The 26441-nt window shown below is 60.5% G+C and carries 26 protein-coding genes; 15 read left to right on the top strand and 11 right to left on the bottom strand.

Translation table 11 applies throughout. The annotated features are described in order from the left end of the window. The 7 genes from HB630_RS14255 to HB630_RS14230 all read left to right on the top strand — a co-directional run bounded on the left by HB630_RS14255 (position 1) and on the right by HB630_RS14230 (position 7255). Positions 1–993 (top strand): M12 family metallopeptidase, encoded by a 993-nt coding sequence (locus HB630_RS14255; RefSeq protein ID WP_213772870.1) that lies wholly within the window; start codon positions 1–3, stop codon positions 991–993. A gap of 29 nt (positions 994–1022) precedes the next feature. Next, positions 1023–1694, top strand: coding sequence for a serine protease (locus HB630_RS14250; protein WP_213772869.1), 672 nt, complete (start codon positions 1023–1025; stop codon positions 1692–1694). A gap of 662 nt (positions 1695–2356) precedes the next feature. Further along, the gene (locus tag HB630_RS14245; protein WP_213772868.1) at positions 2357–3430 is read left to right on the top strand and encodes an alpha/beta hydrolase; all 1074 of its coding nucleotides are present in this window, start codon (positions 2357–2359) and stop codon (positions 3428–3430) included. Positions 3431–3438: 8 nt separating this feature from the next. Further along, positions 3439–4059, top strand: coding sequence for a hypothetical protein (locus tag HB630_RS28375; protein ID WP_249780848.1), 621 nt, complete (start codon positions 3439–3441; stop codon positions 4057–4059). A gap of 166 nt (positions 4060–4225) precedes the next feature. Continuing rightward, on the top strand, positions 4226–5473 hold the full coding sequence (locus HB630_RS14240) for an MFS transporter (RefSeq protein ID WP_249780847.1): 1248 nt from the start codon (positions 4226–4228) through the stop codon (positions 5471–5473). A gap of 220 nt (positions 5474–5693) precedes the next feature. Then, on the top strand, positions 5694–6179 hold the full coding sequence (locus HB630_RS14235; protein WP_213772867.1) for a hypothetical protein: 486 nt from the start codon (positions 5694–5696) through the stop codon (positions 6177–6179). Then, positions 6179–7255, top strand: a complete 1077-nt coding sequence (locus HB630_RS14230; RefSeq protein ID WP_213772866.1) for a hypothetical protein — start codon at positions 6179–6181, stop codon at positions 7253–7255. The genes HB630_RS14235 and HB630_RS14230 overlap by 1 nt, the downstream gene beginning before the upstream one ends. A gap of 181 nt (positions 7256–7436) precedes the next feature. Here the strand turns inward: HB630_RS14230 and HB630_RS14225 are convergent, their stop codons facing one another. Continuing rightward, entirely contained in the window at positions 7437–8705 is a 1269-nt protein-coding gene (locus HB630_RS14225; protein ID WP_213772865.1) for a tyrosine-type recombinase/integrase, read from the bottom strand. A 139-nt stretch (positions 8706–8844) separates the two neighbouring features. On the opposite strand from HB630_RS14225, the gene dusA reads away from it, so the two are divergent. Continuing rightward, a complete protein-coding gene (gene dusA, locus HB630_RS14220) occupies positions 8845–9855 on the top strand; it encodes a tRNA dihydrouridine(20/20a) synthase DusA (RefSeq protein ID WP_213772864.1) in 1011 nt (336 codons plus the stop codon). A gap of 292 nt (positions 9856–10147) precedes the next feature. Here the strand turns inward: dusA and HB630_RS14215 are convergent, their stop codons facing one another. The 4 genes from HB630_RS14215 to HB630_RS14200 form a co-directional block, all read right to left on the bottom strand. After that, positions 10148–10660: a TIGR02281 family clan AA aspartic protease gene (locus HB630_RS14215; RefSeq protein ID WP_213772863.1), complete on the bottom strand. Its 513-nt coding sequence runs from the start codon at positions 10658–10660 to the stop codon at positions 10148–10150. 46 nt (positions 10661–10706) lie between these two features. Beyond that, positions 10707–10916, bottom strand: coding sequence for a DUF1289 domain-containing protein (locus tag HB630_RS14210; RefSeq protein ID WP_213772862.1), 210 nt, complete (start codon positions 10914–10916; stop codon positions 10707–10709). Positions 10917–10961: 45 nt separating this feature from the next. Next, positions 10962–12566 (bottom strand): HAMP domain-containing sensor histidine kinase, encoded by a 1605-nt coding sequence (locus tag HB630_RS14205; RefSeq protein WP_213772861.1) that lies wholly within the window; start codon positions 12564–12566, stop codon positions 10962–10964. A gap of 323 nt (positions 12567–12889) precedes the next feature. Continuing rightward, positions 12890–13759, bottom strand: a complete 870-nt coding sequence (locus tag HB630_RS14200) for an NAD(P)-dependent oxidoreductase (RefSeq protein ID WP_213772860.1) — start codon at positions 13757–13759, stop codon at positions 12890–12892. A gap of 287 nt (positions 13760–14046) precedes the next feature. Here HB630_RS14200 and HB630_RS14195 point away from each other — a divergent pair, with 287 nt between their 5' ends. The 6 genes from HB630_RS14195 to HB630_RS14170 all read left to right on the top strand — a co-directional run bounded on the left by HB630_RS14195 (position 14047) and on the right by HB630_RS14170 (position 19412). Further along, a complete protein-coding gene (locus HB630_RS14195) occupies positions 14047–15180 on the top strand; it encodes an Mrp/NBP35 family ATP-binding protein (RefSeq protein ID WP_213772859.1) in 1134 nt (377 codons plus the stop codon). A gap of 197 nt (positions 15181–15377) precedes the next feature. Continuing rightward, positions 15378–16466 (top strand): TRAP transporter substrate-binding protein, encoded by a 1089-nt coding sequence (locus HB630_RS14190; protein WP_213772858.1) that lies wholly within the window; start codon positions 15378–15380, stop codon positions 16464–16466. A gap of 159 nt (positions 16467–16625) precedes the next feature. After that, positions 16626–17714 (top strand): TRAP transporter substrate-binding protein DctP, encoded by a 1089-nt coding sequence (gene dctP / locus HB630_RS14185; RefSeq protein WP_213772857.1) that lies wholly within the window; start codon positions 16626–16628, stop codon positions 17712–17714. Between the two features lie 259 nt (positions 17715–17973). Then, entirely contained in the window at positions 17974–18153 is a 180-nt protein-coding gene (locus tag HB630_RS14180) for a hypothetical protein (protein ID WP_213772939.1), read from the top strand. Positions 18154–18215: 62 nt separating this feature from the next. Continuing rightward, positions 18216–18926: a hypothetical protein gene (locus tag HB630_RS14175; protein WP_213772856.1), complete on the top strand. Its 711-nt coding sequence runs from the start codon at positions 18216–18218 to the stop codon at positions 18924–18926. A gap of 126 nt (positions 18927–19052) precedes the next feature. Then, a complete protein-coding gene (locus HB630_RS14170) occupies positions 19053–19412 on the top strand; it encodes a hypothetical protein (protein WP_249780846.1) in 360 nt (119 codons plus the stop codon). A gap of 260 nt (positions 19413–19672) precedes the next feature. On the opposite strand, the gene HB630_RS14165 is transcribed toward HB630_RS14170, so the two are convergent. The 6 genes from HB630_RS14165 to gph form a co-directional block, all read right to left on the bottom strand. Beyond that, positions 19673–20254 (bottom strand): hypothetical protein, encoded by a 582-nt coding sequence (locus HB630_RS14165; RefSeq protein WP_213772854.1) that lies wholly within the window; start codon positions 20252–20254, stop codon positions 19673–19675. 274 nt (positions 20255–20528) lie between these two features. Beyond that, a complete protein-coding gene (locus HB630_RS14160; protein WP_213772853.1) occupies positions 20529–22133 on the bottom strand; it encodes a TRAP transporter large permease subunit in 1605 nt (534 codons plus the stop codon). After that, positions 22130–22669 carry a TRAP transporter small permease subunit gene (locus HB630_RS14155; protein WP_213772852.1) on the bottom strand — a complete coding sequence of 180 codons (540 nt, stop codon included), beginning with the start codon at positions 22667–22669 and terminating at the stop codon, positions 22130–22132. Before HB630_RS14155 ends, HB630_RS14160 begins: the two co-directional genes overlap by 4 nt. Before the next feature lie 402 nt (positions 22670–23071). Then, positions 23072–24106 (bottom strand): GTP 3',8-cyclase MoaA, encoded by a 1035-nt coding sequence (gene moaA, locus HB630_RS14150; RefSeq protein WP_213772851.1) that lies wholly within the window; start codon positions 24104–24106, stop codon positions 23072–23074. 112 nt (positions 24107–24218) lie between these two features. Further along, on the bottom strand, positions 24219–24692 hold the full coding sequence (locus HB630_RS14145; RefSeq protein WP_213772931.1) for a hypothetical protein: 474 nt from the start codon (positions 24690–24692) through the stop codon (positions 24219–24221). Positions 24693–24843: 151 nt separating this feature from the next. Then, positions 24844–25536: a phosphoglycolate phosphatase gene (gene gph, locus HB630_RS14140; RefSeq protein WP_213772850.1), complete on the bottom strand. Its 693-nt coding sequence runs from the start codon at positions 25534–25536 to the stop codon at positions 24844–24846. Between the two features lie 195 nt (positions 25537–25731). Between gph and rpiA the strand changes: the two genes are divergently transcribed. Then, on the top strand, positions 25732–26430 hold the full coding sequence (rpiA, locus tag HB630_RS14135; RefSeq protein WP_213772849.1) for a ribose-5-phosphate isomerase RpiA: 699 nt from the start codon (positions 25732–25734) through the stop codon (positions 26428–26430). Positions 26431–26441: the final 11 nt, after the last annotated feature.

Below are 26441 nucleotides of genomic sequence, written 5' to 3'. Positions count from 1 at the left end.
ATGGATGTCTTCTCGCTGAAGCTACCAGAGTTCTTCGTAGATCGGGCCGATCACATGAGCAAAATCCTGTTGGCCGCCGTCGTTTTCTGCGCTGTGATTAATCGGCCTTACGCGGCGATGGCGGAATGCGCCAATTCCAGTGCGACCAATATTGCACAGCTGGAATATCCCCGTGGACAGGCGGACTCCGTCGTAGTCGATACCGGAAATGCCAAGAAGGTCGTCTCGTTCGTGAAAGTGGGAACATTGGCAATCGTCGAGGGCGATATTGTCTTGGGCGATGCGAGAATGTTGAAGGATGCTACCAGAGTGGAAGGAGCTATTCGCCTTTTCGATGGTGCTCCCATTACCGACTCGTCGGGAATGCATCCGTTCGGAAAGGTGCTCAAATCGGTATTAAGCGGACCCGACAGGTGGCTTAACGGGCTCATTCCGTTTGAAATCGACCCCGCGCTGACTCCGGATTCGGTTGCTGCGGTTCGGCAGGCAATGGCCGCTTGGACCAAAGTCACTCCCGTGCGTTTCGCCGAACGCACGTTTGATCTGCGAAGCACATATCCAGATTTCGTTTCATTTACGACGGGCGAGGATGCAAACGCGTGCCTGTCAGATCATATCGGAAGACGGGGCGGACGCCAGTCCGTCCGTCTGGTTCGTGGCTGTGGCGTGGGACAGATCATGCACGAAATCGGTCATGTCATTGGCCTTGGACACGAGCAAAACCGGGAAGACAGAGATCAGCGTGTCCAGATCGTGATGTCGAATATCCCGTTACAGTACGAAGGACAGTTCGAAAAATATACGAGCGATTATATGGACCGAGGCGTCTACGACTTCGATTCGATCATGCACTACGAAGCCAACGCCTTTGCCTGTGATCCTTCAAAGCCCACGATCGTTCCGAAGGGGCCGCTACCTGCGAACGTGAGATTGGGGCAACGGGACCACCTTAGCGCCGGCGACATCGAAGCCGTGAAAGGTATCTACAAGTAGAGGCGTCAAGAGCCGAACGGAGTCCTGCAATGAGAGTGGCCCCCGAATTTCTCCTTCTGCTCCTTCTGTCCTGGCTTCCTGCGCAACGGTGTCTGGCCGATGATAAACCGGAGCGGGCCGTTGTCTACATTCAGGTCGGCTATCGAGAGAGCAACGTGTTCGTACCGGTCGAGGACGGCACGGGCTTCTTGATCAACGATCAGGGATGGGTCGCGACCGCGAATCATCTTTTGGAGGTCCAGATTCCGTCGGATAAACAACGTGAGATTCGAGGCGGTTTGGGATCGATTGACGCTGAAATGCATCAGCTTTTTGCAACGCCTGGCCCGGTGGTCTCGGCAGACATTGCTTTGCTACGATTCTCACCGGCGTTAGCGAGTTCGTGGCCTCATCTGAAGATTCTATCGAACTATGCGTTTACGTACCTGCAACCGATCGTCGCTTACGGTTTTCCTAGCGTTCCACAACGACAGGAGCTGTCTGCTCGTCCCGGAAAAGTAACGGGCTTGCTGGGGCCGCATAACTCCATACAGGTGAACGCTGGACTCGCTCCCGGAATGAGCGGGGGCCCGTGGTCCTGGAAGGTACCAACTGCGTGGTCGCAGTCGTCGCAGGCGGCTTGGATTTTCCAAATTACGATTATATCACACCCGTCCAGTACGCTCGGGCGCTACTTGAAATGCCGCCGGCCGATTTCGTGAGTTCGATATCGCAGTCGGGGTCCGCACTAGATGTCGCGCAACTATTTGATCGGAGCTTTCGGGTTGACGAAACCTACGATTATCACGAGCCGTTTTCACCCTCGTCAAAATCCTATGACCTGCCTTTTTCATCCGAGACGGACGCGACGATTGTCGCAGCTAAACTCGCGGAAGAGTCGGCGGCGGCAGCTTCCGACAAGGGTGTCACGATAAGTGGCGACAGAAAGTCGGCGAACTTCCATTTTCGGCTTCAGAGCGGACCCGTTTACGATCAAACCCGAGGATGGTGGCATGGACAAGTGATTCTTACTGAGCAGCGAACCACTCCATCCAAAGGCCCGAGTTGCTAAGAGCGTATGCGCGACAAAGAAATTCCGGTGCCTAAGTGTCCCAACACGATGTCTGGTGCCCGGCCGACTGCTTGAGCTACCTTTCGTCGAGGCGCTAGTCCCGAAGCGTACAGGATCAGTCTAAACGCGCCGATTGCCGCACGATAGCGCAGTAGGACCAGATCATAATCGACGGTGGCGTCCGATAGGTTCGTTGCCCCGGTCATTGCACGCTATCATACGCGATAGCACGATCGCTGCACAAAAGGGATTGTATCCCGGCGCCTTGCCTGTTTTTCGTTGGGCATACCATTTCTGGTGCGGGGAAAAGCGATGCCATATGTCGATGTGTCGGGAACAAAACTGTATTTTGAGGATCACGGCGTCGGATACGCGGTCATCTTTGTCCACGAATTCGGATCGGACCTCCGCCAATGGGAAGATCAGGTCCGTTATTTTTCACGTGCCTATCGTTGTATCGCCTATAACGCCCGCGGTTACCCGCCGAGCGACGTTCCCACGGACGCAGCGGCCTACGGCTGGGAGCGCTCGGTCGGCGATATCGCGGCTTTGATGGACGCGCTCGATATCCAGCGCGCCCACATCGTTGGTCTGAGCATGGGCGCTTACGGAGCTCTCCAGTTCGGGCTGCGATATCCGCACCGTGCCACCGCGATCGTCTCAGCAGCTGCAGGATCGGGCTCGTCGCCGTCTCACCGTCACGCGTGGCTGAGAGAGACATCCGTCCTGGCGCGCGCGTTCGCCGAACGCGGTGCGGCCGCGATGGCAGGACAGGTCGCAAAGAGCGGAACCCGCATCCAGCTCAAATACAAGGATCCAAAGCGTTGGCAGGAGTTCGCCGATCAGCTCCGCGAACAGTCGGGGCCGGGGCTATCGAACACGATCATTCGTTGCCAGGCGCAGCGGCCTTCTCTGCACGAATTGCGCGAAGAGTTTTCAAAAATGGCAGTCCCGGTCCTCCTGATGGTCGGCGACGAGGACGTCGCCTGCCTTGAAACAAATCTGATGCTGAAGGCTACACTGCCGAATGCCGGTCTCTTTATATCGCCAAATACCGGCCACGCGATTAACTTGGAGGAACCCGCGGCATTCAATGCCCAGGTCGAGACCTTTCTCGCGGCGGTGGAACGGCGAAGCTGGCGGCGGTTCTATACAACACCTGCACTTGGAACGAGTCGCGTGAGCCTCGAACAGAACGGGCAAACTCGGGCGCCGCTCCATACCGGCGACGAGCGAAGCGACAGCAACGTGGTGATTTTGCATCAAGCCAATCGCCCCGCCGACGTTTCCCCGAGCGAGCTTCCACGACAAGTCCCGGTTCGGCGGTCACCCGAACTAATTTCAGCACCTCAAATAGGCCCGGTCTGCGCCTTCGCGATCGAATGAGCCGCGTCATGAAGCGAAAAAGCTGTGTCTACATCAATGAGGATCTCGCGTTACGGCTCGGCGCTGCCGCCGATCAGTTGGGTGTCACGAAATCCGGGCTTGTGGCTGCCGCGCTGCACCGCTTTCTCGACGAGGCCGAGGGGCGGGACGCGGCTCCCTCCTTTGAGCAGGAGCTTGCCGGGATGCGCCGCCAGCTCGACCACCTCGATCACGAGCTCAAGATCGTCGGTGAGACCATTGCGATGCACGCGCGTTTCCACCTCGCGGTGACTCCGCCGGTCCCCGAAGCCGCGCAACGGTCCGCATGCACTGTCGGCGTCGCTCGTTTTGACGAATTCGCTGCGCAGATTGGCCGGCGCGTCCACGACGGCAGGCCGCTCATGCGGGAAACCCTCGAGCGGCTCGTCGCGACGAACCCCAACATCTTCTCATCCGAGGAGGTTATTCCGCTCGGCGACCCGTCGATACGGCACGACCGCGTGCCCCATGGCGCGTTGCGTGATGGGACGACCGACATTCGCCGCGCTTCAGTACGTCCTGCTGCCGTCCGGGAGGGCGGCAGCAACGGAGCCTTTCACGAGGCGCCCATCTATCGGCCGCATTCGACCGTCCAGCGCAAGCAGCCCTGACGTTGCCAAGCGTCCGCCCCTTCTCCGACCACCAGGAGCGCAAGTCCCAGTAGCCGACGATCCTTTCCTCGGAGGGCAAGCGCAAGGCCTCGGTCTTATTCTGCGGGTCTTCCTGCCGTTTGCCGCCGGCTACTATCTGTCTTATCTGTTCAGGACCGTCAGCGCATTGATCGCCGCGCCGCTGACGACCGAATTCGCGCTCGAATCCAGCGCGCTCGGTTTGCTCACGTCTTCGTATTTCCTCACATTCGCCGCAGCCCAACTGCCGATCGGGATTTTGCTCGACCGCTATGGTCCGCGACGTGTGCAAGGCTCGCTGCTTCTGGTGGCGGCGATCGGTGCGGCGCTATTTGCCGTTTCAGATGGCTTCGCTTCGCTTGTGCTTGGTCGTGCCATGATCGGCCTTGGCGTCGCGGCAGCTCTTACAGCCGGCCTAAAGGCGACCGTGCTCTGGTTTCCGGCAGACCGTGTCCCGCTCGTCAACGGTTGGATGGTCATGCTCGGGGCACTCGGGTCTGTCACCGCAACGACACCCTCGGAATGGCTTCTCGCTTTGATCGGCTGGCGCGGTTTGTTCGCGTGGCTTGCGGGGGCGACGCTGTTTGCGGCCGCGGCTATCTATCTTCTCGTTCCGGAAGCACCACGATTGCCTTCGATCGGAAACAGCCAGGTTCTCGCCGGCCTGAAACGGATCTACAGCGATCCGCGCTTTTGGCGCTTGGCGCCGTTGTCGGCGACCATGATCGGAACCGCACGGTCTCTCCAGGGACTGTGGGCCGCGCCGTGGTTCAGCGATGTCGAAGGGCTCAACCGCGCTGCGCTCGTCGATCACCCATTTGGGATGGCTGTGGCGCTGAGCCTCGGCGCGCTACTCCTCGGCATGATCGCCACCCGCCTGCGCAAACGCAACGTCGATCCGCGGGTTCTGTTTGCCGCCGTCGCGGCGCTATTCATCACGGTGCAGGCTGCACTTATTCTGCGATGGCCGCTGCCATCCTATATCCTGTGGTGCTTCGTGGCGGCCGTCGGCGCCACCACCGTGCTGAGCTATGCGTCCGTGGCCGAATACTTCCCGAAAGAACTCGCCGGCCGGGCAAACGCCGCGCTCAACGTCTTCCACATCGGGGGCCTTCCTCCTGCAAGGCCTGACCGGTGTGATCATCGACTATTGGCCGCTCGAAGCCGCCCGCCACCCACTCGTCGCTTACCAGGCCGCTTTCGGCGCCAACGTCATTCTGCAAGCCATAACCTGGCTCTGGTTCGTGTGGTCGTGCGCTTGACAAGACCTTTGGCGCCGAGATCGCCCCGCGGTTCGGTCTGTGCGTCGACGGGCGAAATTATTGATGTTTATCATGGCGTTATATCGGTATTTTTGGACGGGTGCGCCTCGTCATTTTGGCGTATAGATGGTTGAAGGCCGAGGAAACGATCGCCATCTTTTGGGTGTCTGGTGGAGCTATCGCCATGATGTGTGGGAAGCCGGCGTCTTGCGCATCCACGACAAATTGCGGCGCCCAAGGCCGGATCCCCCTTGCCCTCGCTCCAAGGTTGCGTTTGGATGGTTCCCTTGCCGGGAATCTCTTTTCGACAATCGGATTTTTTGGTCGTCGATCGCAATGTTCAATGGATGATTAATGCAAATTTCAGAAGAATCAGGGATAAGCCATGGGGGTAAGAAGGAGCAAGGGTTCTTCGTCATGCGAGATCGGCGTTCTTTTCTTTCCGAGATTGCAGAGCACCCTGCAAATTTTGCCAGGACGATTTATTCCGCTCCGACTCGTGCGCCCGAGAAAGCGAATACGATAACGGTCGTGTTCGATCTCGAATGGCCGGAGGAGCGTGGGAAGCCGATAAACTCGCGGCTGATTTACGAATCGACCAAGCTGAAAGCGATCGGTTCTGAGATCTTCCGCGTTAAGGAATTCCTGGAACGCCGACTGCTTGCGACGTTGGATCTTTTGGACATCCGAGTCGGGTGCATCAGGGTTCGCTATGTAATTCGCGAAGGGGTTGACCGTTTCCTTGTGCGCAGCGCGCTCCGATCGCTTGTAGAGAATAAAGACGCCTACAGCGTGACCAGCGTGTCGGGGAATGTTGAAGGACGGGCGGTAAGACCCTAATGAAGAGGGCGAAGGGGGGAAGGGGTTCCTCTGGCGATAAGCCGGACGATACCAGCATAGCCACGATACTTCTCGTCGTGGCGCTTCCGGAAGAGCGAGGCTACTTCCATCGGGCTCTCACAGAGCGTCCGAAATGGGATCCGACGTCCGAACGTCGAAATTATCTTTGCGCCTACGATTCTCCCTTTGGCAAAGTTCGCGTCGTAATCCAGACTCTAGACGGAATGGGCCAAGTTGAATCGGTGCTCGGCACCACATCTGCAATTGTCTCCTTCACGCCAACCTTGGTCTTGATGGTCGGTATTTCAGGATCACTGCATTCCACAGTCGGCTTGGGAGATGTGGTCGTCTCAAATCAAGTCAAATTATACGCCGGCGACAAAGTCATGTCCCTTGCTGCGACCGGAGGCAAGCCTGCGAAATACCGTCTCTGCGATTCCACACAAACGCGGCCGCCGGGAGCCAATGGCCAGATTCTCGTCGATCAGAGAGACAAACTGTTCGACAATTCGTTTCTTCGCTATGCGCGGCACTTTATTGAATCCCTGCCAACGGACGAAATTTTAGCGGGCGTTGAACCTGCGTTGAGGTCGGTCCGTCTTCAACAGCTAAAGACCACCTCGCTGCCGGCAGCATTCCAAGAGCTGCCTTCGACAAAACGAAGCCGGAAGCTTCACATGGGATGGGTTCTTGGAACCCACCACGTTGTCGACAGCGAAGAATACAAGAAATATTTGCAGGAGAAAAACACGCAGCTTCAATTCGACGTCCATCGCCAAAAGGGTGAACAGGATCGCGTCCCTTGGAAGAACGGCGAGTTACTTGCAGTGGACATGGAGAGTTACGGTTTGGTCCGCTCGGTGGAATTGCTGCGGACAACTCCTGCGCCGCAGGGTGGATGTCCCTCCTTGATCGGTGGCATTGTCGTTCGCGGAATATCCGACCTCTGCGCAGGCAAAGGCGACCTTGATGACGAAACGGGAAGCGAAATCCGCAGATTGGCAATAGAAAATGCCACCAACGTTTGCCTGACGTTGATAGAAAACCTGGATTATCCAAAGATCCTCAACTTCTGACGTTATAGATGCCGCTCAAGAGCGGTGTCTACATGCGATGCGATCGCACACAATCGAACAATGCCTGCATCGATCCGCTCCGAATGCGGTTCGTCTCGATACAAAAGCCAGGGGTCGCCCGCGAGCGAACGATCTGCGACGGTAGTACACCAACACCGGGGCAGCAAAAGTGCTACCGGACTTATTCGTCAAGTGAATGTGCCTTGCGCGGCCGCCCGCCCAGGGCGGCGACCGGTGTTGGAACGCGAGGTGCAGGCGTTGTCACCGAAAATAATTCCTGGCGAGTGCTTGTCCCGCGAGCGCCGGACTGCCGGCCCTTTGTAGACTTGTCTCGCCGTCGCCCATCACGCTTGCGGGCGCGTGATCGTGGGCTGAGAGGTTCAGTCGCAACCGACAGCCAATTCCATTCGGCATATTTATCGCCAGTCTGCCGCAAGTGTGTATATCGCGCGAGACTCTTCCAAGACCGATGACCGGAAGTCGCGGCCACGCGCGGGATGTTCCATCCGATTTCGAATAATCGGGAAACGCCATCATGTCGCAAATCGTGGAAGTGTAGATCGTCGATCAGTAAGAACTGACAGGCGCGTGTGAAGCCGGCACCAATGGCGTCGGTGCTGTAGGGAAATATCTCCGCACACACCTTCGGCATAGAAAGGATGATCTGCAACGCTTGCGGTGGAAGATCGCACCAAATGTCGTTCCCGATCTTCTCGCCAGGATTTTTCATGTCGCGAACCAATACGCGACTCCCCTCTACATCAAGGTCTTTCCAAAAAATGCGCGTGATCTCTTCCTGCCGGCGCGTTGAGAAGATAGCGAATGGAACGATTTTGTGCATCGGAACAGAGGATGGCCGCCGGCGATGACGTTCGGTGAAATGAGCCATCACTTTATCGAGTTCATCCAGGGCAGGGCGACGCTCTCGGTCGCGGCTCTTGCTTGAAATGCCAAGTCGCTTGGCGACAACTTGGGCATCCTCCATCGCCGTCTGATTGAGTTCATATCCCCATGCCGGACGCGCGATCGCAAAAATAGCGCCAAGGTGAGACAGATAGTTTCCGACCGTTTGGGGCGTCACCTTTGCAACACGCTGCTGCGCAAACGCGACGATATCTTCGCTTGTTATTGTAGAGCACCGCTTTTGGGCGATGGGGTACTCCTTTATTGCGCGAAGAACTTGAGCCTTTGTCTTTCCGATCTCCTTGATCGATTCCCTGACATATTGATCAATCACAGTCGCCAAGTCTGGGTCCGCATTGTGGAGACGCTCCAGGGCTCCAGGCTTGGCAAGTTTCTTTTCCCTATTGTCGACCCACGCGGCCGCGGCCTGCCGACGCTCGAAGGTCCGGCTTTCCCGATGTACTATCTTCCCGTCCCGCTTGATCAGGAGCTGTCCCTGGAAGCGGGTGGAACCATCTTTTTGCTTGCGTGCTATAACGGTACCCATGATCGTTTACTTCCTCTTCTGCGGTACTGCACGGGCCGAACGGTACTGCGCCGCAGTACCGGGGCCGGAAGAATGTGAGAAAATGCCGTAAAATAAGGGGGCCTCAGTACGGCTTCCGGCGAGCTAAAAATGACAGAAAATGACGAAAAAATACAATAGAACCAAGGCGATGCGGTTCTCCGTCGCCCCCATGATGGACTGGACCGACCGGCATTGCCGCGTGTTCCATCGTCTGCTGACGCGGCGGGCGCGGCTTTATACGGAGATGCTGACGACGGGCGCCGTCATTCATGGCGACCGGCAGCGTCTGCTTGGCTTCGATGCCAGCGAGCATCCGGTCGCGCTCCAGCTTGGCGGCTCCGATCCGTGCGATCTCGCGACCGCGGCCCGGATCGGCGAGGATTTCGGCTACGATGAAATCAACCTCAATGTCGGCTGTCCGTCGGACCGGGTGCAGGACGGCCGTTTCGGCGCCTGCCTGATGGCGGAGCCGGAACTGGTCGCCGAAGGCGTCGCCGCCATGAAGCGCGCGGTGCGGATCCCGGTCACGGTCAAGTGCCGGATCGGCATCGACGACCAGGATCCGGAAACGGCGCTCGATGTGATGGCGCACGATGTGGTCGCCGCCGGCGGCGACGCCTTGATCGTTCACGCCCGCAAGGCCTGGCTCAAGGGACTATCGCCGAAGGAAAATCGCGACATCCCGCCGCTGGATTACGACAGGGTCTATCGGCTGAAGGCTTCGCTGCCGCAGGTACCTATCATCATCAATGGCGGGATCGCGGGCATCGAGCAGGCCAAACTGCATCTTGGCGATGTCGATGGCGTGATGCTGGGCCGCGCGGCCTATCGGGAGCCTTGGCGGTTGCTGGCGGTCGATTCCGAATTGTTCGGCGAGACGCCGCCGCACGCCTCGATGAAGGATGCCTTCGAGGCGATGTCGCCCTATATCGAGCGCGAACTCGCACATGGCATCCGGCTGCATGCGATCACGCGGCATTTCGTCGGCGCGTTTCATGGCGTGCCCGGCGCACGGGCGTTTCGCCGCCATCTGGCCGAGCGCGGCGTCAGGGCCGATGCCGGTCTTGATGTTCTGCGCGAAGCGATCGCGCTGGTCGAGGATCGCATTGCTGCGCCGATCGCGGCGTAACCGCGGGATCTCGGATCAAAACAGAATCCAGGCTGCGGTTCTGATTCAATCGGAACGAAGCCTAGAGCCTTTTCGGTTCTGATGGAATCAGAACCGAGGCTCTACTCTCTTGTTTTGACGCGTTTTCTTAACGCGAACCGGAAGCCACTTCGCTCGAAAACGCTATAGAGCGCGATAGCTTTAGGCCGAATCGCCATCGCGCTCTATTTTATTGTTTGAGCATGATCTCCGCGCAAACGCGTTCCGCGTTTGTCGCGAGGGAAAACCGGTGTCCACTTTTCCGGATCATGCTCTAGGGATAGCCGTGCAGCATCAGCCGGTCGGCGTGGACCTCCCAGCTTTCCAGCCGATCCAGGAAGCTCATGCCGAGCAGATTGGTTTTCATCTGTCCGCGCGGCACCACCAGCGCCGGCACCGAGCGCTCGACCAGCCTGCCGATGGCGAGACGGTCCAGCGTCAGCCGCGCCGCTTTGGCATGTCCGCCCGCGGTTTCGACGTCGACATCGTAGTCGAGCAGTTCGAGCGGCAGTCCCGCGGCCTTGGCCGTCTCATAGGTCAGGACCACCGAGGTCGCGCCGGTATCGATCACCATCGGGGCGTTGACGCCGTTGATCCTGGCTTGCAGCGCGAATTCGCCGCCCTGTCCGCGCGGGATCTGCACCATGCGCGCCGATGGATTCGACCGCATGTGCAGCAGGCCCGAGACGGTGTGGCCCGCATGCGCGAGCTGTTGCGGATCGCCATAGGCGACCACGGCGCCGGCGGTTGCGGCGAGCACGACCAGCACGAGCAGGATGCGGATCACGGCAGACCTCCGGTGCGGAAGGCTGCGTTCGGAAGGGGTGCGTTGCTCAGTCCGCTTCCGGAGCGGCGGCGGTCCCGAGCCGGACCATTCCGGCCTCGGCCATGCGTCCCGGCAACAGCGCCATCACGGCCTGCCGCTCGGCGCTGTCCATCCGGTGCCAGCGCGCGATCTCCGGAAGCGTGCGGCCGCAACCGAAGCAGAGGCTGGTTTTGGGGTCGATCATGCAAACCGCGATGCACGGCGTTTCTTTGCTCATCGGGGCATAGTGAAATGGTTCTGGTCGCTCGCGCAAGCATCCCGGTTACAATCCTGTGCCGGCGCTCATGATCGGCTTGTTGCGGGGCCTGCGCTTCTCGTCGGCGGCGGTGGTCGGCGCGGTTTCCGGTTGCAGCGGCGGCGCTTCCTCGGCCATCGGCGCCAAGGCCGACATCACGCGCTCCGGCGGGAAGGTCACGATGACCTCGGTGCCGATGCGAAGCTTGGATTTCAGCGTGAAGGTGCCGCCATGCATGTCGATCAGGCTCTTGGCGATCGGCAGCCCCAGGCCGGCGCCTTGCTCGGCGGACTTGATCGAATTGGAGCCCTGGCCGAACGAGGCCAGCACGATCGGGATTTCGTCCTCGGCGATGCCGGAGCCGGTGTCCTTGACGCTGAGATATTGTCCGCCGGAGGCGGTCCAGCCGACCTTGAGCCAGATCTCGCCGCCCTGCGGCGTGAACTTGATGGCGTTGGACAGCAGGTTGAGGACGATCTGGCGGGTCGCGCGCTCATCGCCCCAGATCCGCGGCATGTCCTGCTCGAACACCTCGTGAATGGTGATGTTGCGGCTCGATGCGCGCAGCTTCAGCAGATGATGGCAGTCGGCGACGACATGCACCAGCGACACCGCTTCTTCGTTGAGCTCGTAGCGTCCGGCCTCGATCCGCGACAGGTCGAGGATCTCGTTGATGAGGTTGAGCAAGTGTACGCCGGAATTATGAATATCCGCCGAATATTCCTTGTAGACCGGCACGGCATGGCCGCCGAAGATCTCGCTTTTCATCACCTCGGAGAAGCCGAGGATTGCATTGAGCGGCGTGCGCAATTCGTGGCTCATCTGCGCCAGGAACCGCGACTTGGCGACGTTGGCGGATTCGGCGCGATGCCGCGCTTCGTCGGAGATCGCCTTGGCCTGTTCGAGCTCGCCGATCAGTGCGTCCTTTTCGGCCCGCGCCTCCAGCGTCGCCAGCGTGATGGAGTGCAGGCGGCGCGCCAGCAGCGCGAAATAGCCTTCGGCGGCGAGCGCGAGCAACGCCATGACGTAACTGTCGAACGTGCCGCTGAGCGCGAAATTCAGCGCGATCGCCGCCGTGACCGGAGCGGTGGCCGCGAGTGCGGCGATCGGCAGATTGGCCGCGAGCATGCTCGATACCGCGATCACCAGCAGCATCAGGAACATCATCAGCGTGTTCGAGGTGATGTCGCGGCTGGCGGGATGGACCAGGATCGCCATCCAGCACAGGCCGTAGATCAGATCGAGCGCGACAAACCGCGTTCGCCATTTGCGGGTCGTGGTGAGGGACGCGGGCTCGGCGAGGAACCTGACGCAATTGCGGACGATGACGACATGGATGCAGAGCATGCCGCAGGTCCATGCCGCCGCCGAGAATGGCTGGATCCAGAGCCCGAACAAGAGGCCGGTTGCAACCACCAGCAGCATGACGACATAGGACGCCGAGATCCGGGTCTGGGCGTATTGGCGCAGCAATTCGCGATCGAACGCGGGACGGGTTCCGCTGGTCGACGTTAACCGGTCGCGGGCTTCGCGCACCCGCTGGGCGGCGGCGCGGCGCGTGCTCGCCGGCACGGCCGCCGGCGTTTCGGCCGGAAGCTCAACGACCTCTGGCTTTTCAGCGGGGTTACTCATCGAACAGCACAAATCCTGCCCGCGAACCGCGCGGGCTTTGCATGGTCTATCTGTGGCTCCAAATCATTAAGAGCAGCCTTAAAGAGCGATAGAATCTCGTTAACGGGAGGTTAATTACGCTCCCATGGGGACCAGCCGGGCGGATCGATTCCGGCGTGATCCGCCATCGTCTGCGGCACGTCATTCCGGAGCACCCGAAGCATGGACCTCAGAGGCGCAATTGCGCACCGGGGAATCCATCCTACAGCAGCGTAGGTGGCGGCATAGATTCCGGGGGCGCGCTATTGCGCGCGCCCGAATGACGGAGAACTTTCGCGCCGAAATCAGTGTTCCAGCCGCGCCAGCAGGCTCGACGTGTCCCAGCGCTTGCCGCCGATTTTCTCGACTTCCGCATAGAACGCATCGACCAGCGCCGTGACCGGCAGGCTGGCCCCGTTGCGCCGCGATTCAGCGAGGCAGATCGACAGATCCTTGCGCATCCATTCGACCGCGAAGCCGAAATCATATTTGCCTTCGTTCATGGTCTTGTAGCGGTTCTCCATCTGCCAGGATTGCGCGGCGCCCTTGGCGATGGTGTCGATCACGGCCTGGACGTCGAGCCCCGATTTCTTGGCGAAATGAATGCCTTCCGACAGCCCCTGGACCAGGCCGGCGATGCAGATCTGGTTGACCATCTTGGTGAGCTGTCCGGAGCCCGCGGGGCCGAGCCGCTTGCACATCCGCGCATAGGCGGCGATCACGGGTTCGACGCCGGCATAGGCGTCCTCGCTGCCGCCGCACATCACCGTCAATACGCCGTTTTCGGCGCCGGCCTGACCGCCGGAGACCGGCGCGTCGACGAATTTGAAGCCGCGTTTGGCTGCTTCCGCATCGAGTTCGCGGGCGACTTCGGCGGACGCCGTGGTGTGGTCGACGAAGGTCGCGCCCTTCCTGATCCCGGCAAATGCGCCGTCCGCGCCGATCGTGACCGCGCGCAGATCATTGTCGTTGCCGACGCAGCACATGACGAAATCCTGGCCCTCGGCGGCGGCTTTCGGCGTCGGCGCGGTGCGTCCGCCGAATTGGTCGGCCCATTGCTTCGCCTTGGACGCGGTCCGGTTGTAGACCGTGACCTCGTGGCCTCCCTTTTTCACCAGATGACCTGCCATCGGGAAGCCCATGACGCCGAGACCGATAAAAGCGACTTTAGCCATGTTTACAACCTTGGGGTTTGCCGGCGGCGTTGGTTCGGCCGGCGTTATGCTGGGGCAGGGCGATGGACCGTCCGGTCCTCGAAACAGGCTCGCCCTGCGTTGAGATACGAATGAGCACACAATAAACCCCCTGGCATGGAGGGCAACCATCTCCATCTGACAGGGCAGGGCGCGCGACCGGGAGGCGTTCCCCTCGCGCGAGGCCTGATTGCGCAGGGAGGCGGGTATCCTTTTCCGCCGGATCGCCCTATGTGTCGCGTCGAGAGACAGGCCGGAGGAGATACGCATTGAGCGTGACGCAGCAGCAGGTTCTTGACAGTCTGGCCAAGGTGAAGTCGCCGCGCGGCGTCGGCCTCGCCAATGCCGGGGTGCTCTCGGCCATTTCGGTCAGCGACGGCAAGGTCTTTTTCTCGATCAATGTCGAGGCGTCGGAAGCGCGTGCCTGGGAAAGCGCGCGGGCCGAGGCCGAAGCCGCCGTGCGCGCCATTCCCGGCGTCGCCACCGTCATGGTCGCGCTGACCGCCGAACGCAAGGCCGGAGCCGCGCCGCCACCGCCGCCGCACCGTCATGCGCCGGGCGTGGCGCCCGTGTCATCCCATCAGCCGCCGCAAGGCGCGGGCGGCTCGCCGATGGCGAAGCAGGCGGAAATCCCCGGCATCTCCGCGGTCATCGCGGTCGCCTCCGGCAAGGGCGGCGTCGGAAAGTCGACCACGGCGCTCAATCTCGCGCTCGGCCTGCGCGATCTCGGTCTGCGCGTCGGCCTGCTCGACGCCGACATCTACGGACCTTCGGTGCCGCGGCTGACCGGCATTCACGAGAAGCCGCAACTGAACGACGACAAGAAGATGATTCCGATCGTGCGCTTCGGCCTTGCGATCATGTCGATCGGTTTTCTGGTCGAGGAGGATACCGCGATGATCTGGCGCGGCCCGATGGTGATGTCGGCGATCACCCAGATGCTGCGGGATGTCGCCTGGGGCACCCTCGACGTGCTGGTGGTCGACATGCCGCCCGGCACCGGCGACGCACAGCTCACACTGGCGCAGAACGTGCCGCTCAGGGGCGCGGTCATCGTCTCGACGCCGCAGGATCTTTCCCTGATCGATGCGCGGCGCGGGCTTGCGATGTTCAAGAAGGTCAACGTGCCGGTGTTCGGCATTGTCGAGAACATGAGCTATTTCCAGTGCCCGCATTGCGGCACGCGATCGGATATCTTCGGTCACGGCGGCGCGCGGCACGAGGCCGAGCGGCTCGGCGTGCCGTTCCTCGGCGAAATTCCGCTGCACATGTCGATTCGTGTCACATCCGATTCCGGAACGCCGGTGGTGGACAGCGAACCCGACGGTCCGCATGCCGCGATCTACCGCGCGATCGCCGCCAAGGTTCGCGACCAGCTTCAAGGCAGTATCGCGGCCGCCTGAAATTTCTTTGCAGGAAACGGCCGCGACATATTCAACTTTCGTTTAATTCCTTCTGTCATGGCTTTGTTGCGTTTTCGCGAGGCAGGCTTCCGTGTTAAAGGCCCCCGCCAGGATGCGCGCGGTCGGAGCAAAGACCGCTCCGCCTCAAGTAATTACGCCAGGAAATCTGGGAAACGGCCACTCAAGGAGATGCCTGAATGAAGCGTCGTGATTTTTTGAAAGTTTCAGCCGCCGGAGCCGCCGCCACCGCGATTGCCTCGCCGGCGATTGCGCAGTCCTCGCCCGAGATCAAATGGCGCATGACGTCGAGCTTCCCGAAGTCGCTCGACACCATTTACGACGGCGCGGTGGAATTTGCGAAATACGTCGCTGAAATGACCGACAACAAATTTCAGATTCAGGTGTTCTCGGCGGGCGAAATCGTTCCGGGGTTGCAGGCGCTCGATGCGACCTCCAACGGCACGATCGAGTTGAGCCACACCGTTGCGTATTATTACGTCGGCAAGGATCCGACCTTTGCGATCTACGCGTCGGTACCGTTCGGCCTCAATGCGCGGATGCAGAACTCCTGGTGGTACCAGGGCGGCGGCCGCGAGCTCGGCAACGAGTTCTTCAAGAAATACGGCGTCATCGGCTTTCCCTGCGGCAACACCGGCACCCAGATGGGCGGCTGGTTCCGCAAGGAGATCAAGACCGTCGCCGATCTCTCGGGGTTGAAATTCCGCATCGGCGGCATCGCCGGCCAGGTGCTGCAGAAGGTCGGCGTCGTGCCGCAACAGCTTGCCGGCGGCGACATCTATCCCGCGCTGGAGAAGGGCACGATCGATGCGGCGGAATGGGTCGGACCCTATGACGACGAGAAGCTCGGCTTCTCGAAGGTCGCCAAATATTATTATTATCCGGGCTTCTGGGAAGGCGGTCCGACGGTTCACGCGTTCTGCAATCTCGAGAAGTGGAATTCGCTGCCCAAGAGCTATCAGGCCGTGATCGAGAATGCGGCCGCCAACGCCAACGCCTGGATGGCGGCGCGTTACGACATGCAGAACCCGACCGCGCTGAAGCGTCTCGTCGCCGGCGGCACCCAGCTTCGTCCCTTCACCAATGAAGTGCTGGAAGCCTGCCTGAAGGCGACCAACGAATTGTGGATGGAAATCTCGGCGAACAACCCCGACTTCAAGAAGTCGATCGAGGCGATGCAGGCCTATCGTTCCGACGAATATCTGTGGTGGCAGGTCGCGGAATATACTTTCGACAGCTTCATGATCCGCTCACGCACGCGCGGCTGATTTTTCCCGATCGGCACAACGAAGCCCGGTCTCCGACAGGAGGCCGGGCTTTTTGCGTTGCGGCAGGCCGGTTCGCGATGGCAATCTCGAACCGGATGCTTCATGCTCGATTCCAAGCTTCGAAAAAGAAGCTGCTCATAATCATCGGGAGGGAATAGCATGAAGCGAAGGGACTTTATCAAGGTCACCGGCATCGGCGCCGCTGGCGCCGCGACCATGGCAGCGCCGGCCATCGCGCAATCGATGCCGGAAATCAAATGGCGGATGACGACGAGCTGGCCGAAATCGCTCGATACCCTGCAAGGCGCCGCCGAGCAGATGGCGAAAGCGGTCGCCGAGGCGACCGACAATAAATTCCAGATCCAGACCTTTGCCGCCGGTGAAATCGTCCCGGGCCTGCAGGTGCTCGACGCCGTCCAGAACGGCACCGTCGAACTCGGTCACACCGCGTCCTATTATTATTTCGGCAAGGACCCCACCTTCACCTTTGGCGCGTGCATTCCGTTCGGACCCGACGCGCGGCTGAACCAGGCCTGGTACATGCTGGGTGGCGGCCGGGAAGTCCTGAACGAGTTCTACAAGAACTACAACGTAATCTCGCTGCTCGCGGGCAACACCACCTGCCAGATGGGCGGCTGGTTCCGCAAGGAGATCAATACCGTCGAGGATTTGCAGGGGCTGAAATTCCGTATCGCCGGCTTCGCCGGTCGCGTGATGCAGAAACTCGGCTGCGTGCCGCAGCAGCTCGCCGGCGGCGACATCTATCCGGCGCTCGAAAAAGGCACGATCGACGCGGCGGAATGGGTCGGGCCCTATGACGACGAGAAGCTCGGCCTCTACAAGGTCGCACCTCATTATTATTATCCCGGCTGGTGGGAGGGCGGCCCGATGCTGCTGGTCATGGTCAATCTCGACAAATGGAATGCGCTGCCGAAATTTTATCAAAGCGTTCTCGAACAGGCCGGTCATTTCTCCAACAACTGGATGATGGCCAAATACGACACGGTGAATCCGCTGGCGCTGAAGAAGCTGTTGGCCGGTGGCGCCAAGCTGCACGCGTTCTCGCCGCAAATCATGGAGGCCAGCCTCAAGGCGACCAAGGAGCTCAACAACGAAGTCGCCGCAACCAATGCGAATTTCAAGAAGGTCTACGAATCGCTGATGGCGTTCTCGAGCACCGGCTATCAGTGGTTCCAGGTCGCGGAAGTCGGCTACGACAATTTCATGGCGCGTCACGCCCAGGGCTGAAGCATCGTCCGCTACAAATCGGGTGAAGGGAGCGCGGCACCGACGGGAGACCGTAATCCCTCATCCGGCTGTCGCTCTTGACCCGACAGGAGTGCAGGTTCCCACATGTGTCATATCTGCCGCACTGTGGACGGATTCCTCATGCCTGTGCTGTCTGCCGTACTGTAGACGTATTCCGGCGTTCATGCTCCCAGTGTATCTTTAAGGGACAGGTCAGCAGATTCCGGCCTTGTTTCTTCTAACCTCAAGGAGAATTACCGTGATGAAAGTTATGATGATTGCCGGTGCGACGCTTGCCATGGTGACTGTCGCTGGCGCGGCCGACCTCCCGCACCCGCAGCCCGTCTATCAGCAGGCTCCGCTCGGTAAGGCTCCGATTGGCAAAGCCCCGATCGGGAAGAACCCGGTGGGCAAGGCGCCCGTCTCGGCGCGGTATTGATTCGGGTCTCGTTGAATCCGACCTTTAGAATCTGAATATTGTCGGCGGTTGAAGGGCGAAGCGTGACAACTAAGCCAAAGAAACTGGGACTATGCCTGCTTGCGGGATTCGCATTCGCTGTCTTGTTCCGATGCGAAGTCCAGCCGGCATCTGCGGATGAGAGTGACACGCACGCCGGTTCGGACCGTGTCATTTCCCAGCAGAAGCGGGAGCCCCACAAGCGCATCGCTGACGCGAATGCGCTTGTTTCCAGCGGGGCTTCCACCGAATCCAACCCGGCGCCCTTGCCAACTCGAAAGCCGGTATCGGGATCGGCAAAGGGGCCGTATTACGTCGATTTCAGAGCCAGAACGGCGGCGAGCTGGGGACACGCCTTCGTCTGGTTCGGAAAGACCAGCGAGCGGGAAGTTGAAGTCGCGGGCCTTACCCCCGCGGGAGACACCTTGGCCTATATGCTCGGCTATGTGACGTGGGTGCCATCCGAGACCGGGGCGAGCTATGGCGATCTCGATCCGGAATATCTGACCGCCAGTTACCGGGTTTACTTGAACGAGCCGGATGCGAAACGGGTTTTCGCCTACATCAAGAAATTGCAGGCGAGTTCACCGGTCTGGAGCGCCGAGATATCCAACTGTACGGCCTTCATCGGCGACATCGCAAACTTTATGGGATTGAAAGTCCCTTATCGCTGGCAGCGCCCCGAGGAGTACGTCAACAATCTCAAGGCGATGAATGACGGGCGCCAGATCATCCGGCTGTCGTCGGATCAATAGCCCGCATTCGTCGTTGGACCCTGTAGCGGTTTGATTCGAAGATAAAGTCAGCCCGCTCCGGGCTGCGAAGAGTTTCGCACTCGGATTTGAATGGCCCTCCCGCAGCCGACTGTCTATGGTGCGCTTATGTCGCGCCTTATGTGTCTATCCATTGCTGCCGTGCTCTCGCTGCTGTCGGTCGTCGCGATGGCTGCGCCGCTTCATAAGCGGCCGGCGCCTCGCTGGCATGGCTATGGCTTCCTGCCGGGCTACCATCAGCCGCTAAGCAACAGCCTGCCGCTTTACGACCAGAAAGATGCGATGCGGCGTTTTGCGCGCGGCAACCGGCGTCCTTGGTATATTGACCCGGTCCCCAGTTACTACGGGTATGATGGCGACTGGCACTATTTCGGCCGGCCCGGCTTTTACGGCGGCCACTACAATGGCGGCAGCTTCGGACCGTGCTGGACGCGGACACCGATCGGACCGGTCTGGAATTGCGGCTGATCAGCCTGTCGCTCAAGGGCCGCGCTTCATTGACCTGACGGCCTGCGTCGCCGCTTTAGCGACTTCCAATGCGCGCCATCGATTGACGCAGACCACCTTTTTGGCCCGGAGCCGAAGAAGCGCGAGGTTGCTCGCGAGTCTGCTGCTGGAGGTGGACCGGAATTTCTCTCAAGCGGATCTCAACAGCCGCTCCTGACCCAACGCGGACATCTCGCCCGATGCGATCAGCATTCGCTTTTGCCGCGTCAAGCGCGGTCATTTTACTTCTGAACAATAGTAGCATTCTCTGACGTCCAGTGCAGGAAGCGTTCTTCCCACCCTCGCCAAAACTGGTTTGCTTTCTTCAGCGTTTCATAGTTGGCATCGTTCAATTTGCCCGCTTGGTGAGAGTCTTCAATCCGCTCGTCCGAAAATGAAGAGCTCATCAGGCTTTGGGGGACAAAGTAGGTAATATGAACACCGTCAAAATCGTGCAAACTCAAAGCAACTGAAGATTTGCTTCCGATTTCAACAGCTAGATGCTGACTATCGGACCAGCGCGCTACTGCCGAGCCACCCATATCGATCACAAAAACCTTGGCGCTGTCGCTCCCGCCAGCCTTAGCCAACTCGATATACTGAGTGGCCATAACATCCGGACCGAAATATCGGCAGTAATGTATGACGCTGCGAGCGATGTACTCTGAATCCGGGGATGCTGAATCTGTTCGTTCGTCCCAGCACGATCCCCTGAGTGCCTGGACAATGAAAATTATAACCAGCGCAGGGCAGGCGATGATGACCCATACGGCAATTCGCCAACCTAATCTCTTCTTGGATTGGATAGAGGGCTTGTCCGGCATTTATGTTTGTTGAGCTGTTCGCCCAAATGGCCCTAATGTTATTCTGTTACGCGGATCGGCAGCGAGTACGTTGAGCAGACGGTACTCGTCAACGGGCGTTTTCTCAATGTCTCTTGTTGGCCCTTTTCGGACCTCGCGCGATACCCGACTCGAGTCCGTCGTGCGTCTCAAAGCGGACATCCGCCGGCGCCGTTGAAATTATGGGCTCACGCCCGGAAAAACCCGGAACGATGTTCCTGGGTTTTGTTTATGGCATTTCACGGCAGCCGAATTGTTACTGCTTGGTGGGCGGGCCGAAATCCAGCGGCGGCAGATCCATCTGCGGGACGTCGATCTTGACCTTGTCGAGATCGACATTCACGGGCTTGTCGAGCAGGCCGGTCACGGTGATCGGGAAGGCGATCACCAGAAAGACCATGAACGCCTGCAATCCCACCCAGGGCAGGGCGCCCCAGTAGATGTCGGAGCTCTTGACTTCCTTGGGCGCGACGCCGCGCAGATAGAACAGCGCGAAGCCGAACGGCGGGTGCATGAACGAGGTCTGCATGTTGACGCAGAGCATGACGCCGAACCAGATCAAAGCGGGTTCGGCGCCGACCTCGGGCGCCAGCACTTTCTGCGCGATCGGCGCGATCATCGGCAGGATGATGAAGGCGATCTCGAAGAAGTCGAGGAAGAACGCCAGGAAGAAGATGAAGAGGTTGATGAAGATCAAAAATCCCCAGACGCCGCCGGGCAGGGAGGTCAGCAGGTTCTCCAGCCAGACGCCGCCGGAGACGCCAAGGAACACCACCGAGAAACAGGTCGAGCCGATCAGGATGAAGGTGACCATGGTGGTGATGCGCATGGTGGTCTCGTAGCCTTGCTTGATCAGGTCGCGCAGTTCGGGAATCCGAACCGCCTCGAGGCAGATCCACACCACCGCGAGATAGGTGATGGCAAAGGCGGTCTTGAAGACAATGCCCTCGGTCACGAACATGCCGACGATGGTGCCGATGCCGCCGGCGATGATGCCGGCGATCAGCACCTTCTTGCCGGTCGAGCTGAAATCCTTGCTGTGAATCGCCGCCAGCACGATGGCGCCGACCGCGCCCATGGCGCCGGCTTCGGTCGGGGTCGCAAGACCCATCATCATGGTGCCGAGCACGACGAAGATCAGCACCGCCGAGGGGATGATGCCGAGCAGGCATTTCTTCCACAGCGCCCATCCGGTCAGCGTCAATTCGGTCTTCGGCACCGGCGGCAGATAATCGGGTTTGAAGATGCCGAGCACGAAGGTGTAGCCGGCAAACAGTAGGATCTGGAACAGCGACGGACCCCAGGCGCCGAGATACATGTCGCCGACGGATTTGCCGAGCTGGTCGGCGAGCACGATCAGCACGAGCGACGGCGGCACCAATTGGGTGATGGTGCCCGACGCCGCCAGCACCCCGGTGATGTAGCGGATGTTGTAGCCGTAGCGCATCATCACCGGCATCGAGATCAGCGCCATGGCGATGACCTGCGCCGCCACCGTGCCGGTGATGGCGCCGAGAATGAAGCCGACCAGAATGACCGAATAGCCGAGGCCGCCGCGGATCGGTCCGAACAGCTGGCCCATCGAATCCAGCATGTCTTCGGCAAGGCCGCACCGTTCCAGGACCGCGCCCATGAAGGTGAAGAAGGGGATCGCGAGCAGCAGATCGTTGGACAGCACGCTGCCGAACACACGGCCGGGGATGGCCTGAAGAAAGTTAAGGTCGAAGAATCCGAGGTGGATGGCGAGGAAGCCGAACGACAATCCGACTGCGGCGAGCGTGAACGCCACCGGGAAGCCGATCAGCATGGCGATCACCAGGCCGCCGAACATCATCGGCGGCATCATTCCCAGCGTGATCATTGCGTCGGCCTCTCGTATTTCGCGTCGATCGTCACCTCGCCCTGCAAGGCGGCGATGCGCTTGATCACTTCCGAGACGCCTTGCAACGCCAGCATCACGAAGCCGGACGGAATCACGAATTTGATCGGCCAGCGGATCAGGCCGCCGGCGTTACCCGACATCTCTCCGACGGCGTAGGATTGATAGAAAAACGGCCACGACAGGTAGCTGAGCAGCAGACAGGACGGGATCAGGAACAACAGCGTGCAGACCAGATCGAGCCAGAGCTGGCCGCGCTCCGACAGAAACAGGTAGAAGATCTCGACGCGGACGTGTTCGTTGCGCTTGAACGTATAGGAGGCGCCGAACATCACCAGGATCGCGAACATGTACCATTGCAGTTCGAGCCAGCCGTTCGAGCTGTAGTCGAATGCGTAGCGGATCATGGCATTGCCGGCGCTGACCAGGCAGGCGGCCAGCACCAGCAGGTTGCAGATGTATCCTATTTTTTCATTGATCTGGTCGATCGCCGCGCTGATAGCCAATAATGGCCGCATCGTTCTTTCCCCCCGGCGCTTGCCATCAGGCTGCGCTGATCGTTTCAACCGTCGTTGCGCTGCCCGCGCGCAGCGAACGCGCGGAGCCATGATTCAATCTTGGCGGGCGATTGCAACGTTGGTCCTCCCCCCGGTTTTGCTTCTGCTGTTCTTGGCTGAGCGTCAGGCGCAGCGGCTTGTCCAGCCGGGCTTAGCTTGAAGCGGTCGCACCATTTCAGCGCAGGGGAGCTGCGTCAATTGGAAAATGGGCAAATTGTGGCGGGGGTTACTCTGTCATTCCCGGGGTGCGCGTAAATCCGGAATCTCGAGATTGCGGCGCGAGATTCCGGATTCAGCCCTGCGGGCTGCCCCGGAACGACGAGACTTCTGACGGCGGCGGCATACGGGATAGCTATGGCCAGTTCAGCCGCCGGTGACGCTCATGTGGCGGCTGACGCTCGGCCGGTTGTGCCGGCGATCGATGATGAAATCGTGGCCCTTGGGTTTCAGGCCGATCGCGCGATCGATCGCCGCGCTGAGCAGTTCGTTGTCGGCGGAGGCGCGCAATGGCCTGCGCAGATCGGAGGCGTCTTCGTGGCCGAGGCAGGTGTGCAGCGTGCCGGTACAGGTGATCCGCACCCGGTTGCAGGCCTCGCAGAAATTATGGGTCATCGGCGTGATGAAGCCGAGCTTGCCGCCGGTCTCGCTGACGCGAACATAACGCGCCGGCCCGCCGGTATCGTCGTCGAGGTCGGTCAGGGTATATTGCTGGGCGAGGCGGGCGCGAAGCAGGGACAGCGGCACATACTGGTCGATGCGTCCTTCGCCGATGTCGCCCATCGGCATCACCTCGATCAGCGTCAGCGCCATGCCCTTGCCGTGTACCCATTGCATCAGCGCGGGGATTTCATCCTCGTTCATGTTCTTCAGCGCCACCGCGTTGATCTTCACAGCAAGGCCTGCGGATCGTGCGGCCTCGATGCCGGCCAGAACCTTGTCGAGATCGCCCCAGCGGGTGATGGCCCGGAATTTCGCAGGGTCCAGCGTATCGAGCGAGACGTTGATGCGGCGTACGCCGCAGTCGCGCAACTCGACGGCGAAGCGCGCCAGTTGCGAGCCGTTGGTCGTCAGCGTCAGTTCATCGAGCGCGCCGGTGCCAAGGTGGCGCGAGAGCGAATGCAGCAGCGACATCACGTTGCGCCGGACCAGCGGTTCGCCGCCGGTCAGGCGCAGCTTGCGCACGCCCTTGGCGATGAAGACCGAGCACAGCCGGTCGAGCTCCTCGAGCGTGAGCAGATCGGCCTTGGGCAGGAACGTCATGTCTTCCGACATGCAATAAAAACAGCGCAGGTCGCAGCGGTCGGTCACCGACACCCGCAAATAACGGATCGTCCGGCCGAACGGATCGGTCATCGGCTGGGACAGCAATTCGGGAGGACTTAAGAGGGGTCCGTTCATTCAACCGGCCTTGTCCGGCAACCGTCGCCCTGGCAACGGCCGCCAACTTCATGGCCCCAATCTATGCGTCATCTTAACCGCATACAATCAGGGGCTTGTCCTGAAGTCCGGCTTATTGGCGCGGAGGCGGCGCGGATTGACCGGGATCCGGGAACGTTCCATCGGCCGGAGCCGGGGCCGCGCCGGTCGGCGGCTTTGGACTTCTCGGCCGTATGGCCCTCCTGCGGGACGCCTTGGGCGGCGGGCCGGCCGGCTGAAGTTCCGCGACCACCGGATTGGGGTCGATATTGGTCGAGGCCGGGGTCGAGAAGTCGGCGGGAATATGGACAACCGTCACCGGGACGGTGGCCGGCACGAACTTGTCCATCGAATAGGTGACGGAGAAACCGGTGTCCGGCGGCGAAACGGAGACCGTACACGGGGTTTTGCAGCCCGGTCCCAGCGAGGTCTTGGCGTCGGCGCCTTGCGGCGTCGAATCGAGCTGAACCTGGACCGTCGGTGGCGTCGACTTGAACATGTCCATGGAAAAGGAAGAGCAGCCGGCCAAGCCGAAACCGGCCGCGGCAATCACGATGATTCGACGCATCATAAACCCGTCACTCTCTCTGCGGCCGATTGCCACAATCCCCGTCGCGGACCATAAGAGTGTCCGCACAGCCGCGCAACCGTGCGGACCCTTATCGTTAATTAATGGTTAATTCCGCAGCGTGACCGATAAATAATATGAGTGATATCAATTATTTAATAGGGTCGCGTTGAAGCGTCAGGCTATCCACAGCCCCCGGCAGATCGCGCATGTGACCGATCAGCCGGTCGGGCTTGAGATCGGCGATCGGTATCTCGGTATATCCAAATTCGACACCGATCACCGGAATACCGGCGCGGCGGGCCGCCCCGATATCCGGCCCGGCATCGCCCACCATGATCGCCGTCGCAAGCTCGCCGCCCGCCCGCGCCACCGTTTGCCGCAGGATGGCCGGATCGGGTTTTGAGATCCCGAACGTATCGGCGCCGCAAATCGCGGAAAACCGCCCGCTCAAGCCAAGCCGGTCGAGCAGCCTCTTGGACAGCCACTCCAGCTTGTTGGTGCAGACCGCAAACCGGTATCCGCGCGCGCCGAGCGCGTCGAGCGCGCCGTCCAGCCCCTCGAAGGGTTTTGAGAAATCGGCGATATGGGCCGCATAATGGTCGATGAAATCAGCGGTCAGCCGGGCGATCTCGTCGGCACCGGCGGTGCGGCCCTCGAGCTCCAGGCCGCGCTCGATCAACCGCCGGGCGCCGGCGCCGATCATGGTACGGGCGGAATCGAGCGGAACGGGCGGCAAGCCCTCGCGATCCAGCACGAAATTGAGCGCATTGATCAGGTCGGGCGCGGTGTCCACCAGCGTGCCGTCGAGATCGAAGACAATTGTGCCAATAGTAGCGGTCATTCGAAAGCGCTACCGGTCCCGCGGCCGGCGCGCAAGTAGGGGCTCAAGCAGCGCCTTGGGCTCATCTGGAAGTCATCAATTACGGCTATGACGGGCGCGCATGGCGCTGTTCCTCGCGGTCAAACGACGCTAGATATGCGGCCGCCGGACAGGCCGATCGCCCGATCGGCCGCGGTTTTTGAGGCAAGCCCGAACGTGACCATGGACCAATTGAAACGGCAAGCGGCGGCGCGCGCGCTCGATGAGGTGCGCGACGGCATGAAGCTCGGCCTCGGCACCGGTTCGACGGCCAAGCATTTCGTCGAATTGCTCGGCGAGCGCGTCCGCGCCGGCCTTAACGTTATCGGCGTGCCGACCTCGGAATCGACCCGAACTGATGCGGAGCGCTGCGGCATTCGCCTGACCACGCTGGATGAGGTCGACCGGCTGGATCTGACGGTCGACGGCGCCGACGAAATCGATCCCGCGCTTAATCTGATCAAGGGCGGCGGCGGCGCGCTGCTGCGGGAGAAGATCGTCGCCACCGCGTCCGACCGCATGATCGTGATCGCCGACGATTCCAAATGGGTCGACGCGCTCGGCCGTTTTCCGTTGCCGGTGGAGGTCATTCCGTTCGGGCTGGCGGCGACGCAGCGCGCGATCGGCAGGGCGTTTGCGCAAAGCGGCGTTTCCGGGCAAATGGTGGTCCGCAAGGGCAAAGACGGCCACGTTTTTGTCACCGATGGCGGCCACTGGATTGTCGATGCCCATCTCGGACGAATAGAAGACGCGCCCCGCCTGGCAGGATTGCTGAGCGCCATACCGGGCGTGGTCGAGCACGGCCTGTTTATCGGGATCGCCAGCATCGCCGTGCTGGCCGGTGCCCACGGAATTCGCGTTGTAGAACAGCGGTAAAGCCGCAATCG

The sequence above is a fragment of the Bradyrhizobium sp. dw_78 genome (assembly GCF_018449525.1).
Taxonomy (GTDB): Bacteria; Pseudomonadota; Alphaproteobacteria; order Rhizobiales; family Xanthobacteraceae; genus Bradyrhizobium.
The sequence above is the reverse complement of the archived record's forward strand: the minus strand, read 5'-3'. Positions and strand labels throughout refer to the sequence as shown.

What these genes read in the sequence shown, in the direction of transcription:
- HB630_RS14255 (WP_213772870.1), top strand. Translation starts at nt 1, where the DNA reads ATGGATGTCTTCTCGCTGAAGCTACCAGAGTTCTTCGTAGATCGGGCC.
- HB630_RS14250 (WP_213772869.1), top strand. Translation starts at nt 1,023, where the DNA reads ATGAGAGTGGCCCCCGAATTTCTCCTTCTGCTCCTTCTGTCCTGGCTT.
- HB630_RS14245 (WP_213772868.1), top strand. Translation starts at nt 2,357, where the DNA reads ATGCCATATGTCGATGTGTCGGGAACAAAACTGTATTTTGAGGATCAC.
- HB630_RS28375 (WP_249780848.1), top strand. Translation starts at nt 3,439, where the DNA reads ATGAAGCGAAAAAGCTGTGTCTACATCAATGAGGATCTCGCGTTACGG.
- HB630_RS14235 (WP_213772867.1), top strand. Translation starts at nt 5,694, where the DNA reads ATGCAAATTTCAGAAGAATCAGGGATAAGCCATGGGGGTAAGAAGGAG.
- HB630_RS14230 (WP_213772866.1), top strand. Translation starts at nt 6,179, where the DNA reads ATGAAGAGGGCGAAGGGGGGAAGGGGTTCCTCTGGCGATAAGCCGGAC.
- HB630_RS14225 (WP_213772865.1), bottom strand. Translation starts at nt 8,705, where the DNA reads ATGGGTACCGTTATAGCACGCAAGCAAAAAGATGGTTCCACCCGCTTC.
- dusA (WP_213772864.1), top strand. Translation starts at nt 8,845, where the DNA reads ATGACGAAAAAATACAATAGAACCAAGGCGATGCGGTTCTCCGTCGCC.
- HB630_RS14210 (WP_213772862.1), bottom strand. Translation starts at nt 10,916, where the DNA reads ATGAGCAAAGAAACGCCGTGCATCGCGGTTTGCATGATCGACCCCAAA.
- HB630_RS14205 (WP_213772861.1), bottom strand. Translation starts at nt 12,566, where the DNA reads ATGAGTAACCCCGCTGAAAAGCCAGAGGTCGTTGAGCTTCCGGCCGAA.
- HB630_RS14200 (WP_213772860.1), bottom strand. Translation starts at nt 13,759, where the DNA reads ATGGCTAAAGTCGCTTTTATCGGTCTCGGCGTCATGGGCTTCCCGATG.
- HB630_RS14190 (WP_213772858.1), top strand. Translation starts at nt 15,378, where the DNA reads ATGAAGCGTCGTGATTTTTTGAAAGTTTCAGCCGCCGGAGCCGCCGCC.
- dctP (WP_213772857.1), top strand. Translation starts at nt 16,626, where the DNA reads ATGAAGCGAAGGGACTTTATCAAGGTCACCGGCATCGGCGCCGCTGGC.
- HB630_RS14170 (WP_249780846.1), top strand. Translation starts at nt 19,053, where the DNA reads ATGTCGCGCCTTATGTGTCTATCCATTGCTGCCGTGCTCTCGCTGCTG.
- HB630_RS14165 (WP_213772854.1), bottom strand. Translation starts at nt 20,254, where the DNA reads ATGCCGGACAAGCCCTCTATCCAATCCAAGAAGAGATTAGGTTGGCGA.
- HB630_RS14160 (WP_213772853.1), bottom strand. Translation starts at nt 22,133, where the DNA reads ATGATCACGCTGGGAATGATGCCGCCGATGATGTTCGGCGGCCTGGTG.
- HB630_RS14155 (WP_213772852.1), bottom strand. Translation starts at nt 22,669, where the DNA reads ATGCGGCCATTATTGGCTATCAGCGCGGCGATCGACCAGATCAATGAA.
- moaA (WP_213772851.1), bottom strand. Translation starts at nt 24,106, where the DNA reads ATGAACGGACCCCTCTTAAGTCCTCCCGAATTGCTGTCCCAGCCGATG.
- HB630_RS14145 (WP_213772931.1), bottom strand. Translation starts at nt 24,692, where the DNA reads ATGCGTCGAATCATCGTGATTGCCGCGGCCGGTTTCGGCTTGGCCGGC.
- gph (WP_213772850.1), bottom strand. Translation starts at nt 25,536, where the DNA reads ATGACCGCTACTATTGGCACAATTGTCTTCGATCTCGACGGCACGCTG.